At 66.0% G+C, this 16,234-nt stretch carries 14 protein-coding genes; 13 read left to right on the forward strand and 1 reads right to left on the reverse strand.

The annotated features are described in order from the left end of the window. The first annotated feature begins 80 nt into the window (after positions 1–80). The 12 genes from metK to AC1ROB_RS04490 all read left to right on the forward strand — a co-directional run bounded on the left by metK (position 81) and on the right by AC1ROB_RS04490 (position 14,360). The gene (gene metK / locus AC1ROB_RS04435; RefSeq protein ID WP_492973519.1) at positions 81–1,295 is read left to right on the forward strand and encodes a methionine adenosyltransferase; all 1,215 of its coding nucleotides are present in this window, start codon (positions 81–83) and stop codon (positions 1,293–1,295) included. A gap of 114 nt (positions 1,296–1,409) precedes the next feature. After that, the gene (gene trmB, locus AC1ROB_RS04440) at positions 1,410–2,018 is read left to right on the forward strand and encodes a tRNA (guanosine(46)-N7)-methyltransferase TrmB (protein ID WP_492973518.1); all 609 of its coding nucleotides are present in this window, start codon (positions 1,410–1,412) and stop codon (positions 2,016–2,018) included. Positions 2,019–2,051: 33 nt separating this feature from the next. Then, on the forward strand, positions 2,052–2,729 hold the full coding sequence (locus AC1ROB_RS04445; RefSeq protein WP_492973517.1) for a CbtA family protein: 678 nt from the start codon (positions 2,052–2,054) through the stop codon (positions 2,727–2,729). A gap of 211 nt (positions 2,730–2,940) precedes the next feature. Next, positions 2,941–3,471: a ribosome maturation factor RimP gene (gene rimP, locus AC1ROB_RS04450; RefSeq protein ID WP_492973516.1), complete on the forward strand. Its 531-nt coding sequence runs from the start codon at positions 2,941–2,943 to the stop codon at positions 3,469–3,471. Positions 3,472–3,500: 29 nt separating this feature from the next. Next, the gene (gene nusA, locus AC1ROB_RS04455; protein WP_492973515.1) at positions 3,501–5,027 is read left to right on the forward strand and encodes a transcription termination factor NusA; all 1,527 of its coding nucleotides are present in this window, start codon (positions 3,501–3,503) and stop codon (positions 5,025–5,027) included. A 35-nt stretch (positions 5,028–5,062) separates the two neighbouring features. After that, positions 5,063–5,560, forward strand: coding sequence for a DUF448 domain-containing protein (locus tag AC1ROB_RS04460; protein ID WP_492973514.1), 498 nt, complete (start codon positions 5,063–5,065; stop codon positions 5,558–5,560). A gap of 55 nt (positions 5,561–5,615) precedes the next feature. Next, positions 5,616–8,495, forward strand: coding sequence for a translation initiation factor IF-2 (infB, locus tag AC1ROB_RS04465; protein ID WP_492973513.1), 2,880 nt, complete (start codon positions 5,616–5,618; stop codon positions 8,493–8,495). 31 nt (positions 8,496–8,526) lie between these two features. Beyond that, the gene (rbfA, locus tag AC1ROB_RS04470) at positions 8,527–8,967 is read left to right on the forward strand and encodes a 30S ribosome-binding factor RbfA (protein WP_492973512.1); all 441 of its coding nucleotides are present in this window, start codon (positions 8,527–8,529) and stop codon (positions 8,965–8,967) included. 13 nt (positions 8,968–8,980) lie between these two features. Continuing rightward, the gene (gene truB, locus AC1ROB_RS04475) at positions 8,981–9,901 is read left to right on the forward strand and encodes a tRNA pseudouridine(55) synthase TruB (protein ID WP_492973511.1); all 921 of its coding nucleotides are present in this window, start codon (positions 8,981–8,983) and stop codon (positions 9,899–9,901) included. A gap of 18 nt (positions 9,902–9,919) precedes the next feature. Next, positions 9,920–10,189, forward strand: coding sequence for a 30S ribosomal protein S15 (gene rpsO / locus AC1ROB_RS04480; protein WP_492973510.1), 270 nt, complete (start codon positions 9,920–9,922; stop codon positions 10,187–10,189). Positions 10,190–10,469: 280 nt separating this feature from the next. Beyond that, positions 10,470–12,620 (forward strand): polyribonucleotide nucleotidyltransferase, encoded by a 2,151-nt coding sequence (pnp, locus tag AC1ROB_RS04485; RefSeq protein WP_492973509.1) that lies wholly within the window; start codon positions 10,470–10,472, stop codon positions 12,618–12,620. Positions 12,621–12,704: 84 nt separating this feature from the next. Further along, positions 12,705–14,360 (forward strand): alkaline phosphatase D family protein, encoded by a 1,656-nt coding sequence (locus AC1ROB_RS04490; RefSeq protein ID WP_492973508.1) that lies wholly within the window; start codon positions 12,705–12,707, stop codon positions 14,358–14,360. Position 14,361: 1 nt separating this feature from the next. Here the strand turns inward: AC1ROB_RS04490 and AC1ROB_RS04495 are convergent, their stop codons facing one another. Further along, positions 14,362–15,105: a substrate-binding periplasmic protein gene (locus AC1ROB_RS04495; protein ID WP_492973507.1), complete on the reverse strand. Its 744-nt coding sequence runs from the start codon at positions 15,103–15,105 to the stop codon at positions 14,362–14,364. Positions 15,106–15,301: 196 nt separating this feature from the next. Here AC1ROB_RS04495 and AC1ROB_RS04500 point away from each other — a divergent pair, with 196 nt between their 5' ends. Further along, positions 15,302–16,228 (forward strand): hypothetical protein, encoded by a 927-nt coding sequence (locus tag AC1ROB_RS04500; protein ID WP_492973506.1) that lies wholly within the window; start codon positions 15,302–15,304, stop codon positions 16,226–16,228. Positions 16,229–16,234 lie beyond the last annotated feature (6 nt).

The following is a 16,234-nucleotide window of genomic DNA, read 5'->3' on the forward strand; positions in this document are numbered from 1 at the left end:
GCGTGCGCCAAACGCCGGTGCGGGGGCGGGGTTTAAAAAAGCCTGGGGCCGGTTGGCGCGGCTGCTTGAGGAGATAACACGTGGCGCGTTCTTCCTATCTGTTCACCAGTGAATCGGTGTCTGAAGGCCATCCCGACAAGGTCTGCGACCAGATCTCGGACGGTGTGCTGGATCTTTTCCTGAAGGAAGATCCCTATGCCCGCGTCGCCTGCGAAACGCTGGCCACCACCAACCGCGTGGTCATCGCCGGTGAAGTGCGCGGCCCGAAGAGCCTGGTGTCGAAGTCGGGCGCGGTGAACAAGAAGAAGATCGAAGAGGTGGCGCGCGCCACCATCAAGAAGATCGGTTACGAGCAGAAGGGCTTCCACTGGAAGACCGCCAAGATCGAAGTGCTGCTGCATGGCCAGTCGGCTGACATCGCCGTCGGCGTCGATGCCGCCGGCAACAAGGACGAAGGTGCCGGCGACCAGGGCATCATGTTCGGCTATGCCACCAACGAGACGCCGGAACTGATGCCGGCGCCGCTGCAGCTGTCGCAGAATATCCTGAAGGTGCTGGCCGACGTGCGCCACAGTGGCAAGGAGCCGCTGCTTGGCCCCGACGCCAAGAGCCAGGTCACGCTGCTTTACAAGAACGGCAAGCCGACCGGCGCCACCGCCATCGTCGTCTCGACTCAGCATGCGCTGAAGGACAAGAAGGGCCGCGTTCTGGAAAGCGGCGACATCAAGCGCATCGTGAAGCCTTACGTGCAGAAGGTCATGCCGAAGGGCTGGATGTGCGATGACGAGCATCTCTACGTCAATCCGACCGGTCGTTTCGTCATCGGCGGTCCGGACGGCGATTGCGGCCTCACCGGCCGCAAGATCATCGTCGACACTTACGGCGGCGCGGCCCCGCATGGCGGCGGCGCCTTCTCGGGCAAGGATCCGACCAAGGTCGACCGTTCGGCCGCCTATGTCTCGCGCTACCTGGCGAAGAACGTGGTCGCCGCCGGCCTGGCCGACAAGTGCCTGATCCAGCTGTCCTACGCCATCGGCGTTGCCTATCCGCTGTCGGTCTATGTCGACACCTACGGCACCGGCAAGGCCGACGAGAACAAGATCTCCAAGATCCTGCAGGAACTGGTGAAGCTGAGCCCGCGCGGCATCCGCGAGCATCTGCAGCTCAATCGCCCGATCTACGCCCGCACTGCCGCTTACGGCCATTTCGGCCGCAAGCCGGAAAAGGACGGCGGCTTCTCCTGGGAGAAGACCGATCTGGTCAAGGACCTGAAGTCGGCCTTCAACATCCGCTAATACGTGTCTGACGACGAGTCCGCGGCCGCGCCAAGACGTCTGATTTTCGGACGTCGGCGCGGCCGCAAACTTTCCCCCACCCGCGAAAACCGTTTTGGCGACTGGCTGCCGCGCGTGTCGATCGCGCTGCCGGCGCCTGGCATTCTGCTCGATCCGGCCTCGCTGTTCGCCACACCAAAAAAAGCCTACTGGGTCGAGATCGGTTTCGGCGATGGCGGGCATCTGTTCGCGCTGTCGCAGCAGCATCCCGATGTCGGCTTCATCGGCATCGAGCCCTACGAGCATGGCGTGGCCAAGCTGGTCATGCGCATTGCCGAGCGCCATGACGGCGGCGACAGCCGCGACAACATCCGCATTCTCACCGACGATGCGCGCCTGCTGCTGAAGGCCTTGCCCGACAACAGCGTGGCGCGCGGCTTCACCCTGTTTCCCGATCCTTGGCCGAAGAAGCGCCATCAGTGGCGCCGCATCGTCAATGCCGACACGCTCGCTGACTGGTCGCGGCTGATCCCGCCGGGCGGCGAACTGCGGGTCGCCACCGACGTGCCCGATTACCAGCGCTGGATGCTGCGCCATATCCTGGCCGAGCCGCGGTTCGACTGGCAGGCGGAGGCCCGTGCCGACTGGCTGCGGCGGCCGGATGACTGGCCGCCGAGCAAATATGAGCAGAAGGCCATCGCCGCCGGGCGGGTGCCGCACTATTATCGTCTGCGACGGACCTGAACCTCCGCCGTAGAGACAGCCCGGGAGGCGCTCATGCGGTTGCGTCTGGTATTCGCGACGGTACTGGCCGGCCTTGGCGCCGCCCTGGCCCTGATGATTGCCCGGGTGAATCTGGGCCCGGTCGTCGCCGGCCAGCTGCCGTCCAATGAAGCCCTGCTGATCCATCATGTCTGGCTCGGCATCGCCGGCGGGCTGCTGCTGCAGCTGGTTTTCCTGCATCGGGCGGCCCAGGCCCGGGCCGATCTGTCCGGGTTCGTACGGGTCCGCGACGGCCTGCTCTGGGGGGCTGCCGGCTTCACCGCCTTCGTGCTGGCGCCCTGGCTGGCGCTGCCCGACCTGCCGCCAGGCCGGATTCCGGCCGACCGCCTGCTTTTCTGGCTGCTCGCCCTGGCGTCAGGTGCAGGCGGCCTTTGGCTCCTGTACAGCCCCGGTGGGCACTGGTTCAGCGGCCGGATCGCCGCCCTGGTGCTGCTGGCCTTGCCGCCACTGGCTGGCGGCTTCAGCAGCGCCGGTGGCAGTGGCCCGCCGGCCACCCCCGGCTATGGCGAGTTGGCCGGATCGGCCAGCCCAGACCTTGGGGTCTGGAAGGTGCTGGGCCTCTATCTCCTGTTCTGGCTGCTGCTGGGGTATTTTTCGGCTCTGGCGGCCCGTCGGGTGGGGCCGCGCGGACCGGGAAAAACCGACCCTGCCGAACCGCCCCCGACGGGATGACCGAGGGGGCGAAAAGCCTTGCATTGGTGGAATTTGCCGCTATAACAGCCTCCGACATCGCTGGCCTGGTCCATGGTCGGATCGGGAAGGGACATGGGCCAGCCGGCCCATTTTTCGTTTCTACGGGTTTCTGCCGGCACTTGTCGGCCCCGACCGGCGATCAGACCTCGGCAGAAACAGACTTCGACGTTTTTAAGGACCCAGCGCACGCATGGACGCGGCGACCCGTATTGCAGACCTGATTGCACCCACGCTGACGGCGATGGGCTTCCAGCTGGTGCGTGTGCGCCTGCTCGGCAGCCAGCGCCCGGTGCTGCAGATCATGTTCGAGCGCGACACCGGCGGCGCCCCCCATGACGGCGGCATCACCGTGGATGACTGCGCCGAGGTGAGCCGGGCGGTCAGCGCCGTGCTGGATGTGGAAGACCCGATCAGCGACGCCTATCGCTTGGAAGTGTCATCGCCCGGTCTCGACCGGCCGCTGACCAAGCCGGCCGATTATGAACGCTTCAAGGGGTTCGCCGCCAAGGTGGAGCTGGGCCGTCCGCTGGATGGCCGCAAGCGCTTCCAGGGCCGCATCGGCGGCCTGACCGGCGATACCGTGCTGCTGAAGGATGAGGAGAAGGGCGACGAAGCGCGTCTGCCGGTCTCCGACATCAGCAGCGCCAAACTGATTGTCACCGACGACCTGATCGCCGCTTCGCTGGCGGGTCGTCCGGTGATTGCCAACGACAGTCCGTGACTAGGTAACGAGTTCAAGGAACAGGAACGATGGAAACGGTGACCAGTTTCAACCGCATCGAGCTGCTGCAGGTGGCCGATGCTGTGGCCCGCGAGAAGGCGATCGAGCGCGATGTCGTGCTGATGGCGATGGAAGACGCAATCCAGAAGGCGGCGCGCTCGCGTTACGGCCTGGAGAACGACATTCACGCCGAGATCGACCGCAAGTCGGGCGAGATTCGCCTGGAGCGTCATCTGCAGGTGGTCGAGAAGATCGAGAACGACGCCATCGAGATCGGCATCATCGAGGCGCAGCGCCGCAATCCTGACGCCCAGGTGGGCGATGTGATTGCCGAGCCGCTGCCGCCGATCGATTTCGGCCGTATCGCCGCGCAGACCGCCAAGCAGGTGATCGTGCAGAAGGTGCGCGAAGCCGAGCGCGAGCGCCAGTACAACGAATACAAGGACCGCATCGGCGAGATCGTGAACGGTCTGGTCAAGCGCGTGGAATACGGCAACGTCACCATCGACCTGGGCCGCGCCGAAGCGATCCTGCGTCGCGACGAGCTGCTGCCGCGCGAGACCTTCCGTCAGGGCGATCGCGCCCGCGCCTATATCTACGATGTGCGCCGCGAGCCGCGCGGCCCGCAGATTTTCCTCTCGCGCACCCATCCGCAGCTGATGGCCAAGCTGTTCGCCCAGGAAGTGCCGGAAGTCTATGACGGCATCATCGAGATTCGTGCTGTGGCGCGCGATCCGGGCAGCCGCGCCAAGATCGCCGTGCTCTCCAACGACACCTCGATCGATCCGGTCGGCGCCTGCGTCGGTATGCGCGGCAGCCGCGTGCAGGCCGTGGTGAACGAACTGCAGGGCGAGAAGATCGACATCATCAAGTGGTCGCCCGATCCGGCCACCTTCATCGTCAATGCGCTGGCCCCGGCCGAAGTGGCCAAGGTGGTGCTGGACGAGGAAGCCAATTCGGTGGAAGTGGTCGTGCCGACCGACCAGCTGTCGCTGGCGATTGGCCGCCGTGGCCAGAATGTGCGCCTGGCTTCGCAGCTGACCGGCTACGACATCGACATCCTCACCGAGGAAGAAGAGTCCGAGCGCCGCCAGAAGGAATTCCGCGAGCGCAGCCAGCTGTTCATCGACGCCCTGGATGTCGACGAGACCCTGGCCCAGTTGCTGGTCACCGAAGGCTTCACCAAGGTCGAGGAACTCGCCTATCTGCCGGTGGAAGAGCTGGCCGAGATCGAGGGCTTCGATGGCGATATCGCCGGCGAGCTGCATGAGCGCGCCTTCGAATATGTCGAGAAGCGCAACACCGAGCTGGAAGAGAAGCGCAAGGCGCTTGGCGTCAGCGACGAGGTTGCCGCAGTCGAGGGCCTGACCCCGCCGATGCTGGTGGCGCTGGGCGAGAAGGGCGTGAAGACGCTCGACGACCTCGGCGATCTGGCCGGCGACGAGCTGCAGGAAATCGTTGGCGAAGGCATGTCGAACGACGATGCCAATGCCATCATCATGGCGGCGCGCCAGCATTGGTTCGCCGGCGAGGAGAATGCGGACGGCCAGGCGTAAGCCTGCCGTCCGGAGTTGAAGGACGGTTTTCGACCATGCCGCAACGCCGTTGTCTGCTGACCGGCCTGCGCGCGGACGAAGACCGGTTGCTGCGTTTCGCCATCGATATGGCGGGCGTGGTAGTGCCGGATCCGGCACATCGGCTGGGCGGGCGCGGGCTGTGGCTTGCGCCGGCGGCGGATGCGGTGGCTCAGGCGGCGGCAAAGGGCCTGTTTGCCCGTGCCGCCAAACGCAAGCTGCAGGTGCCGGCCGATCTGCCGGCACGCAGCCTGGAGGCCTGGATGGCGCATGGCGCTGCCCAGGTAATGAAGGCCCGGCGTGCCGGGCTGGTGGTGGCCGATGCGGCCGCAGAGGGGGACAGGGTGTCCGCCGATGCGACCGGCCTCGGCTTCGGGCGGCTGGCGCTGATGCGCACGCCGCTCGGGTTGCGCGCGGCGGCCGATCTGGCGCTGCTCGTCCGGTTGGGTGTGGCATCCGATGCTGCACCAAACCGTGGGCGGGGGCTGGCAGGCGGGCGGCAGCGCCATAAGTAAGGGCATCGCAAGATGCGGAATGTTTGATTTTTTGCGGTAGGCGGAAGCGGACTGTATGAGCGACGTGAACGAGCAGGACAAGGACAAGGCGCGGCCCAAGCGGCTGGAACTGAAGAAGACGGTGGAGACCGGACAGGTCCGCCAGAGCTTCAGTCACGGCCGCACCAAGGCGGTGACGGTGGAAGTGCGCAAGAAGCGCACCATCGTGCCGCCGGGTGCTGCCGCGGCCGGCAAGGCCGATGCCGCTGCGCCCGCCGCGACGCCTGCTGCCGCGCCCGCCGCCGCATCTGCCGCACCGAAGGCCGCCGCGCCCAGCGTCAGCGTGCCGTCGCTGGCCGAGAAATTCGCCGAGCATGACGCCGCCAAGGCGGCCAAGGCCGCCGAGGAAGCCGCAGCCGTTGCAGCAACGCGCGCTGCCGCCGAGCCGGCCCCGGCTGCCGCACCGGCCCCGCCGCGTGCTGCCGCTCCGGCCGGCACCACGCCGGCGCCGACGGCCCGTATCGTCGAGCAGCAGCCGCGCAGCGGCCCGCGCATGACGGCGCAGCCGACCGGCGATGTCCGCCCCGGCACCCGCACCGAGCGGCCCGACCGCAATGCGCCGCCGCGGCCGACCCGCACCTCCGGCATGGTGCTCAAGCCCCTGTCGGACGAAGAAAAGCAGAATCGCGCGCGCAACGACGACCTGCGCAGCCGCTTCACCGAGATGCGTCGCGTGGCCGAAGAGGACATGCGTCGCCGGATGGACGACCAGTCCAAGATTCATGCCGAACGCGAAGCGGCCCTGCGCCGCCAGGCCGACGAGGATGCGCGCAAGCGTGCGGAGGAAGAAGCCCGCAAGAAGGCCGAAGCCGAAGCTGCCCGCCGTCTGGCCACGCCCGAGACTCCCGGCACCGAGGCCGCGCCTGGCGCGGTCGCACCGACCGGCGTTCGCCCGGCGGCCATGGAGGATGACGACGAGGGCGGCGCCAAGCGCCGCAGCGGCCCCGGCGGCGCCAAGATCGTCCCGGCCAAGCCCGCGCCGCGTCCCGGCCGCGATGGCGCCGAGCGCCGCACCGGCAAGCTGAGTGTCACCAAGGCGTTGGACGACAACGAGCGCGTGCGCTCGGTTGCGTCCTTCCGTCGTCGTATTGAACGCGAGAAACGGGCCCACAATCAGGGTTCCGCGGAGCAGCTCAAGATTTTGCGTGACGTCGTCATTCCTGAAACGATTACGGTGCAGGAGCTGGCCAACCGTATGGCCGAGCGTGGTGTCGACGTCGTCAAGGCGCTGATGAAGATGGGCGTCATGGCGACCATCAACCAGACCATCGACGCCGATACCGCCGAACTGATCGTCAGCGAGTTCGGCCATCGCGTGCAGCGTGTGGCGGAATCCGATATCGAACTGGGTCTCGGCGGCGAGAAGGACGAGGATGCGGTGATGCTGCCGCGTTCGCCGGTCGTCACCGTCATGGGCCATGTCGATCACGGCAAGACCTCACTGCTCGACGCGCTGCGCCAGACCGATGTGGTCAGCGGCGAAGCCGGCGGCATCACCCAGCATATCGGCGCCTACCAGGTGCATATGAAGTCGGGCAAGGCGATCACCTTCCTCGATACGCCTGGCCATGAAGCCTTCACGCAGATGCGCGCCCGCGGCGCCAAGGTCACCGACATCGTCGTGCTGGTGGTTGCCGCCGACGACAGCGTGATGCCGCAGACCGTGGAAGCCATTCACCATGCGCGGGCGGCCGGCGTGCCGATCGTCATCGCGATCAACAAATGCGACAAGCCGGCGGCCAATCCGCAGAAGGTGCGGCAGGAACTGTTGCAGCACGAAATCGTGGTCGAGCAGATGGGCGGCGAAGTGCAGTCCATCGAAGTGTCGGCCAAGACCAAGATGGGCCTCGACACGCTGGAAGAAGCCATCCTGCTGCAGGCTGAAATCCTCGATCTCAAGGCCAATCCGGACCGCCGCGCCGAAGGCGTGGTGGTGGAAGCCAAACTGGAGCGCGGCCGCGGTTCAGTCGCCACCGTGCTGGTCGCCCGTGGCACGCTGCATGTCGGCGATGTCTTCGTCGCCGGCAGCGCTTGGGGCCGCGTGCGCGCCCTGATCGACGATCACGGCAAGAATGTCGTCTCGGCCGGCCCGGCCGTGCCGGTCGAAGTGCTGGGCCTGCAGGGCAATCCGGAAGCCGGCGACGAGTTCGTCGTCGTCGAGAACGAAGCCCGGGCCCGTGAAGTCGCCGAGTTCCGCGAGCGCAAGCAGCGCGAAGCCCGCTCCGCCATTTCGGCGCGCGGTTCGCTCGAGCAGATGTTCTCCAAGATCCAGGCCGGCGAAGCCAAGGAACTGCCGATCGTCATCAAGACCGACGTGCAGGGCTCGCTGGAAGCGATCCAGGCCGCCGTCAACAAACTGGGCACCGAGGAAGTGGTTGTCCGCTTCCTGCACGGCGCCATCGGCGGCATCAACGAGTCCGACGTTTCGCTGGCGGCGGCCTCGAAGGGCGCCATCATCGGCTTCAACGTGCGTGCCTCCAAGCAGGCGCGCGAACTGGCTGAGCGCGATGGCGTCGATATCCGCTACTACTCGATCATCTACAACCTGATCGACGACCTGAAGGCCCTGCTCTCGGGCATGCTCGCCCCCACCATCCGCGAGCGTTTCCTGGGCTATGCCGAAATCCGCGAGGTGTTCAACATCACCAAGATCGGCAAGGTCGCGGGCTGCATGGTCACCGAAGGCCTGGTCAAGCGCGGCGCCAAGGTCCGCCTGCTGCGCGACAACGTGGTCATCCACGAAGGCGCGCTCTCGACGCTCAAGCGCTTCAAGGACGATGCGCGCGAGGTCAAGCAGGGCATGGATTGCGGCATGTCGTTCGAGAATTACAACGACCTCCAGGTCGGCGACATGATCGAGTGTTTCGAACTCGAGAGCGTGGCGCGCGAGCTGTAAGCCGCGCGTCCGCTTCCAGGGAGCAACCGGTATGGCGCAGCACAAAGGCGGCGGCAAAAGCCGCGCACGCAGCAGCGAAGACTCGGGCGCCGGCCGCAGCCAGCGACAGCTGCGTGTGGGTGAAGAATTGCGGCATATCCTGTCGGAGGTGCTGCGCAACGGCCATTTCCGCGATCCCGATCTGGCCGATCTCGTCGTCACCGTCACCGAAGTGCGCATCAGTCCCGACCTGAAGGCGGCCACGGCTTTCGTCATGCCGCTGGGCGGCAGCGATGCGCCCAAGATCATCGCCGGGCTGAACCGCGCCAGCGCCTATATTCGCACCGAGGCCGTGAAGCAGATCAATCTGCGCGTCGCGCCGCAATTCTCCTTCAAGCTCGACCACAGCTTCGACGAGGCCGCCCGCGTCACCCGCCTGTTGCAGCAGCCGGCCGTGAAGGCTGACCTGGCCAAAGAGCCGGACAACGAATGAAAAGGCCAGTCCTTTGAAGAAGAGGGGCCGCCCGGTCCATGGCTGGGTGATCGTCGACAAGCCCCTCGGGCTCACCTCGACGCAGTGTCTGGCAAAAGTCCGCCGCCTTACCGATGCCGCCAAGGCCGGCCATGGCGGCACGCTTGATCCGCTGGCCAGCGGCGTGCTGCCGATCGCCTTGGGCGAAGCCACCAAAACCGTGAACTGGGTGATGGGGGCCGGCAAGACCTACCGCTTCACCGTCCGCTGGGGCGAGGCCACCGCCACCGACGATACCGAGGGCGCCGTCACCGAACGCTCCGATATCCGGCCCGACCGCGCGGCCATCTTAAGCATGCTGCCGGCTTTCACCGGCGAGATCCTGCAGCGCCCGCCGGCCTATTCCGCCATCAAGGTCGACGGCCAGCGCAGCTACGACCTGGCGCGCGCCCAGACCAGGGCAGGGGGCGAGCTGCCGGAGCTGGCGGCCCGGCCGATCCGCATTGATGCGTTGCGCCTAGTCGACTGTCCGGATCCGGACCATGCCGTGTTCGAGGTCGATTGCGGCAAGGGGGCCTATGTACGGGCGCTGGGGCGGGATTTTGCTTTATATTTAGGGACTTACGGCCATATCACGGCCCTGCGGCGCACCCGGGTCGGGCGCTATGTGGAAACGGCGGCCTTTTCGCTGGATTCACTGGAGGAACTGTGCCAAAAGGACGCCGCGCACGCGTACCTGCTGCCGATCGAAACCGCGCTGGACGACATCCCGGCCCTGGTTCTGACCGGCCCGCAGGCCGACCGTTTAAGACACGGTCAGCCGATCAAGGTCGCGCTCACGGCCCCCGGACTCCCGCCGGAAGGCGAACTTCTGGCCATGGCAGACGGCAAACCCGTCGGCCTCGCCGAACGTCTCGCCGACGAGGTTCGCCCGTTGCGCTTGTTCAACCTTTGATGTCGCGGAGTTAAGACCATGACGATTACCCCCGAGCGCAAAGTCGCTGTTGTTTCGGAATTCGCCACCAAGAAGGGCGACACCGGTTCGCCGGACGTCCAGGTGGCCCTGCTCACCGAGCGCATCAACAACCTCTCTGAGCATTTCAAGACCCACAAGAAGGACGTGCATTCGCGCCGCGGCCTGCTGATGATGGTGAGCAAGCGTCGCAGCCTGCTCGACTACCTGAAGCGCACGGATACGCCGCGCTATGACGCGCTGATCCAGCGTCTGGGTCTCCGCAAGTAACGATTATGGCCGCTGCCGCGAAGCGAATCGCCAGCAGCCGTATTCCGGATACGATGAACCACGCCCGCTCCCGGACCGCCGGGGCGGGCGTCTTCATTTCATCGTAGGCCGGAGAGTGGTCGGCGCCATCGGGATGGACTCGATGCGCCGGTTTGCCGTGTGCGACTGATCTGAATTCAGTTGTGCCGGCCGGGCGGGAGGCGATGGGCGCCGTCCCGCCAGGTGCCTAGGTCAGGGACAGTCCGAAGGACCTAAGGGCGCCGAGGAAGGAAGAAAACTCATGTTCAATATCCACAAGACCGAACTGATGTGGGGCGGCCGCAAGCTCACCATCGAAACCGGCAAGATCGCCCGTCAGGCCGATGGCGCCGTGATGGTCACCTATGGCGACACCATCGTGCTCTGCACCGCCGTTGCCGCGAAGTCCCCCAAGCCGGGCGTCGACTTCTTCCCGCTGACCGTGAACTACCAGGAAAAGACCTTTGCCGCCGGCAAGATCCCGGGCGGCTTCTTCAAGCGTGAAGGCCGTCCGACCGAGAAGGAAACGCTGACCTCGCGTCTGATCGACCGCCCGATCCGTCCGCTGTTCGCCGATGGCTTCCGCAACGAGACGCAGGTGGTTGCCACCGTGCTGTCGCACGATCTGGAAAACGATCCGGACATCGTCGCCCTGGTTGGCGCGTCTGCCGCGCTCACCATCTCCGGCATTCCCTTCATGGGCCCGATCGGTGCCGCCCGCGTCGCCTATATCAACGGCGAATACGTGCTGAACCCGACCAAGACCCAGCTCGGCGAAGCCGGCAACAAGCTCGACCTGGTCGTCGCCGGCACCGCCGACGCCGTTCTGATGGTCGAGTCGGAAGCCCAGCAGCTGCCGGAAGACGTGATGCTCGGCGCCGTGATGTTCGGCCACAAGAACTTCCAGCCGGTGATCGAAGCCATCATCGGCCTGGCCGAACGCGCTGCCAAGGATGCGATGCCGCTGTCAGCCCGCACCGGCTACGAGACCGCCTTCAAGAAGCTGCAGGATTCGGGCATCGAAGCCGAACTGCGCGTCGCTTATGAAGAGAAGGTCAAGCAGGCCCGCTACGCCAAGGTCGGCGAAGTGAAGGCCAAGGCCAAGGCACTGTTCGCCGATGGCGAAGCCAACCCGGTCGATGTTTCCGATGCCTTCAAGCATCTGGAAGCTCAGGTCGTGCGCTTCAACATCCTCGATACCGGCCTGCGCATCGACGGCCGCGACACCAAGACCGTGCGTCCGATCGTGTCGGAAGTCGGTGTGCTGCCGCGCGCCCATGGCGCAGCCCTGTTCACCCGTGGCGAAACCCAGGCGCTGGTGGTCACCACGCTGGGCACCGGCACGGATGAGCAGATCATCGACGCGCTGGACGGCGAATACCGCGAAGCCTTCATGCTGCACTACAACTTCCCTCCCTACTCGGTCGGTGAAGCCGGTCGCATGGGTTCGCCGGGCCGCCGCGAAATCGGCCATGGCAAGCTGGCCTGGCGTGCGGTTCGCCCGCTGCTGCCGGCGAAGGAAGCCTTCCCCTACACCATCCGCGTCGTTTCGGAGATCACCGAGTCGAACGGTTCTTCCTCGATGGCCACCGTCTGCGGCACTTCGCTGGCGCTGATGGATGCCGGTGTGCCGCTGACCGCACCGGTCGCCGGCATTGCCATGGGCCTGATCCTGGAAGGCACGCGCTTTGCCGTGCTGTCCGACATCCTGGGCGATGAAGATCACCTGGGCGACATGGACTTCAAGGTGGCCGGCACTGAAGAGGGCGTCACTGCCCTGCAGATGGACATCAAGATCGCCGGCATCACCGAAGAGATCATGAAGGTGGCGCTGGAGCAGGCCAAGGCCGGCCGCGTGCATATCCTCGGCGAAATGGCCAAGGCGATGTCGCAGAACCGCAGCGGCGTGAAGGAAAACGCCCCGCGCATCACCACGATGAGTGTGCCGAAGGACAAGATCCGTGAAGTGATCGGGTCGGGCGGCAAGGTGATCCGCGAGATCGTCGAGAAGACCGGCACCAAGATCGACATCGAGGACGATGGCACGATCAAGATCGCGTCGAGCGATCCGGCCGCCGCCGATGCCGCCGTGCAGTGGATCAAGTCGATCGTCTCGGAACCCGAGGTCGGCATGATCTACAAGGGCAAGGTGGTCAAGCTGGTCGACTTCGGCGCCTTCATCAACTTCTTCGGCAGCCGCGACGGCCTCGTGCATGTTTCGGAAATGGCGCCCAAGCGCGTCAATAAGCCGAGCGACGTGGTGTCGGAAGGCCAGGAAGTTCGCGTCAAGGTGCTTGGCATCGACGAGCGCGGCAAGGTGCGCCTGTCCATGAAGGTGGTCGACCAGGCCACCGGCGAGGACCTGACGAACAAGCCGCGTGGCGATGACGCCGAGGCCGCCCAGGCTGACTAAGTCTGAACGGCATATCGATACGGAGAAGGCCGGGAGAAATCCCGGCCTTTTCTTTTTGCCCGGGGCTGGCATAGGCTGCCATTCATGTCTCAGCCGATGCCGACCCGTCGTTCCCTGCTCGCAGCAGCCACTGGCGGTGCGTTGGCGGCTTGTGTGCCTGGTACGGCAGATCGGCGTGGCGCGTTCAGCCACGGCATCGCCAGCGGCGATCCGCTGGCCGACCGGGTTATTCTGTGGACACGGTATCTGCCCGCCGATGCGGCGCCGGAGACCATCGTCACCTGGCAGGTGGCGCGCGATGCTGCCTTCGGCACCATCCTGCGTCAGGGCGTGGCGCAGGCTCGTGCTACTGCCGATTACATCGTCAAGGTGGACGTGGACGGGTTGGAGCCCGGCCAGTCCTATTTCTACCGCTTCCTCGCGGGTGACCAGGCCTCGTCCGCGGGTCGCACCCGCACGCTGCCGGTCGGCAGTGTGGCGCAGTACACGTTGGCAGTCTTCTCCTGCGCCAATATCGGCTTCGGCTACTTCAATGCCTACCGGCATGCCGCCGAGCGCGAGGACATCGACCTCGTCGTCCATCTCGGCGACTACATCTACGAATACGGATTGGGGCGCTATCCGTCCGCGCGGCTACGGGTCGGCGGCCGCGACATGCAGCCGGCGTCCGAGTTGGTGGCGCTGCAGGACTATCGGCAACGCTATGCCAGCTACCGCGCCGATCCCGACCTGCAGCAGCTCCATGCCCGGCATCCGATGGTCGCCATCTGGGATGATCACGAAATCGCCGACAATGCCTGGTCTGAGGGCGCCAGCAACCATGCCGCCAGCCAGGGTGACTGGGCGCTGCGTCGCAAGGCGGCACTGCAGGCCTATTATGAATGGTTGCCGATCCGTGGCGATCCGGCCGCCGTCGCGGGCTACCGCAGTTTCCCGATCGGCACCCTGGCCGACCTGATCATCCTCGACACGCGGTTGGCCGGCCGCAGCCGCCAGCTCGGCCTGCCTGCTGTGCTGCGCGACGCGTCTGCTGACACGGTGCCGCCTGCGGCTCTACAGCCGTTCCTCACGGCGCTGCATGACGGGCGGCGCAGCCTATTGGGCCTGACGCAGGAAACCTGGTTGCAGCACCAGCTCGCAGAATCCACGCGGCGCGGCGCGCGCTGGCAGATCGTCGGACAGCAGGTCCTTGTTGGCGCAGTGACCACGCCGGCCGTCTTCGCGGACCTGACGCCGCCGGGCGATAGCCGCCACGCCGCTCGCCGCCTGCGCGCCCGTCTCAACACGCTGGGTGTGCCCTCCAGCTTGGACAGCTGGACCGGATATCCGGCGGCGCGCCAGCGCCTGCTGGCGGCGGCGCAGACCGCTGGCGACAATGTGATCTTCCTGGCCGGCGACAGTCATAACGCCTGGGCTTTCGCCATGCCTGATGCCGCGGGTGGTATCGCTGCCGTCGAATTCGCCGCGCCCAGCGTCACTTCGCCGGGCGCCGAGGCTGGCCTGTTGTCTGAGAATATGGTGCCGCTCGCGCAGGCGATGCGTGAGGCCAGCCCCGGCATGCTCTGGTGCGACCTGCAGCATCGCGGCTATCTCGCGGTGACGCTGACGCCTGCGGCGGCGACAGCGCGCTGGCTGTTGCTGCGCGACATCCGGCAGCGCGACCTGTCGCTTGCCGGCATGCCAGGCTTGCGCGTGGCCAGTCAGGCCGGTCCCGGTCTTGGCGCGGTGCAGCCGGTGTAACCTAGAAACCCGTCTCGAGCTTGCGCAGCGGCTGGATGATACGCTCGTAGCGGCCGTCATTGCGCAGGGCGCGATAGGCGGTGCGCAGCCGCGCCACGGTCTCGCCCGGCAGATCGGCGGAGGCTGTAATCCAGAAAGGCAGCGTGGCGAAAGTTTCGCCGGACTGCAGCTCGGCCGCATCGAAGTCGAGCGAGGCCCAGGTGGCGTGGGCGACCGCACGCGGCGCGAACCAGCCATCGATGCGGCCGGCGCGCAGCAGTCGCGCGATGTCGATTTCATTGTTGCTGGTCTCAATATCGGTGACGCCAAACGACTGCAGCATGCTCTGCAGTTCCGAGCCACGCATCACGTTGATGCGGCCGATTTGCCGCGCTGTCTGCAGGTTGCTGACCACAGGTGAACCCCGACGAGTAATGAAGACTGCGCGGTCGGTGAAGACCTCGCCGATCCAGAGGTATTTCGATTCGCGTTGCGGCGTGCGCAGCAGGGCCGGATAGAGGATGCCGCCCTGGTCGAGCGCCATAACGGCGCGCTGGAAGGGCATGATGCGCACGGTGGGATCAATGCCGGCGGCCTGGGCGATCAGCGTCACCAGCTCGGCGGCCGGGCCGATGCCGCGGCCCTCATTGTCGCTCACATAGGGAGGTCGGGCTGCGCCGATGATCTGCAGCGGCTGGGCTGCCGCAGCCATGCCAGCGCAAGCCCAGGTGAGAGCAAAGCCCAGAATGGCAATGGCAGGACGCAAGCGGTTTCCTCCTGAGTCTGCGCCACCTTATGGGTCGACCTGCGGCGGGGGAAGTGTAGAACCGATATGTATGCCAATTTTACCGCAAATCCTGGCGGTTTTTTAGACTTTAGGGCCACCTTGCCATTGCATCGCCCGATTCCTGCCGCTTTTCTGCGTTTACACTAGATTAGACGATTCCGTGTGGAGCCATCCCATGACGAACCGCCCCCTTCTTGCCGGATTCCTGCTGACGGCCGCCGCTTTCGCGATGCCGTTTTCGGTGCCGATGGTTCATGCCCAGACTCTTGCCGCACCGCCGGCCGCCGAGGCTGACGGGACCGAGGACATGACCGATGGTGCCACCATCGTGCGCGGCAAATATGTCAGTGGCGAAGCCAAAGCCGATTGGGAAGCCGCCCTGCAGAAGGGTAAGCCTGAGCGCATTGCCGAATGGCGCGACTATGGCGACAACGGCAATGCCAATGTGGTCTTCACCTTCCATAACGGCGACCTGATGCATTACGGCGAGCATGGCCGTCGCCGCGGCGGCCAGGCCGGATCGATGGACGGCTTCCGCCGCATCGAACTGAACCTGTCTTTCTCGCAGGGTAAATTCACCGGCGGCCGCAAGATGGTGGACGGTATCGAGACCGAGCCGACCGAAGCTGAAATCCGCGGTGCCAATCTGCAGGCGCTGGCCGCCCTGGAGCGGCTGGCCACCGTGAAGCCGGCCTTCTCGGAATCGCGCCAGACCGGTTTCTCCATCGCTTCCATCCCGCAGCCCGCTCCTGCCTCTGCGGAAGCGCGCAAGCTGGCAGGCGAGGGCGGCGAGATTGTCTTCCGCTGCTCGGATACGCTGCATGCCCTGCTGGGTGCGGCGCAGGACCGGCTGGTGGTGGAAACCGCGGGCCGCGATCCGGTGGTGCTGCAGCGCCAGCAGCCCGGCGCGCGCTATGATTATTTCGGCGCCGGCTGGGGCGCCGAGCGCAGCGGCGAGGTGCTGCGGCTGCAGGATTCGAGCGGCCGCGCCCAGGTCTGCCGCATCGTGTCGGCCGGCGCGCCGCCGGCCTCGCTGCCGCCAGGAAATGCGAGCGACGCCAATGCGCCGCTGCCCAGCGTCACCGTTCCACAGAACCGGTAAGCCAGA

The organism is Ferrovibrio sp. GW821-FHT12F09 (assembly GCF_058806775.1).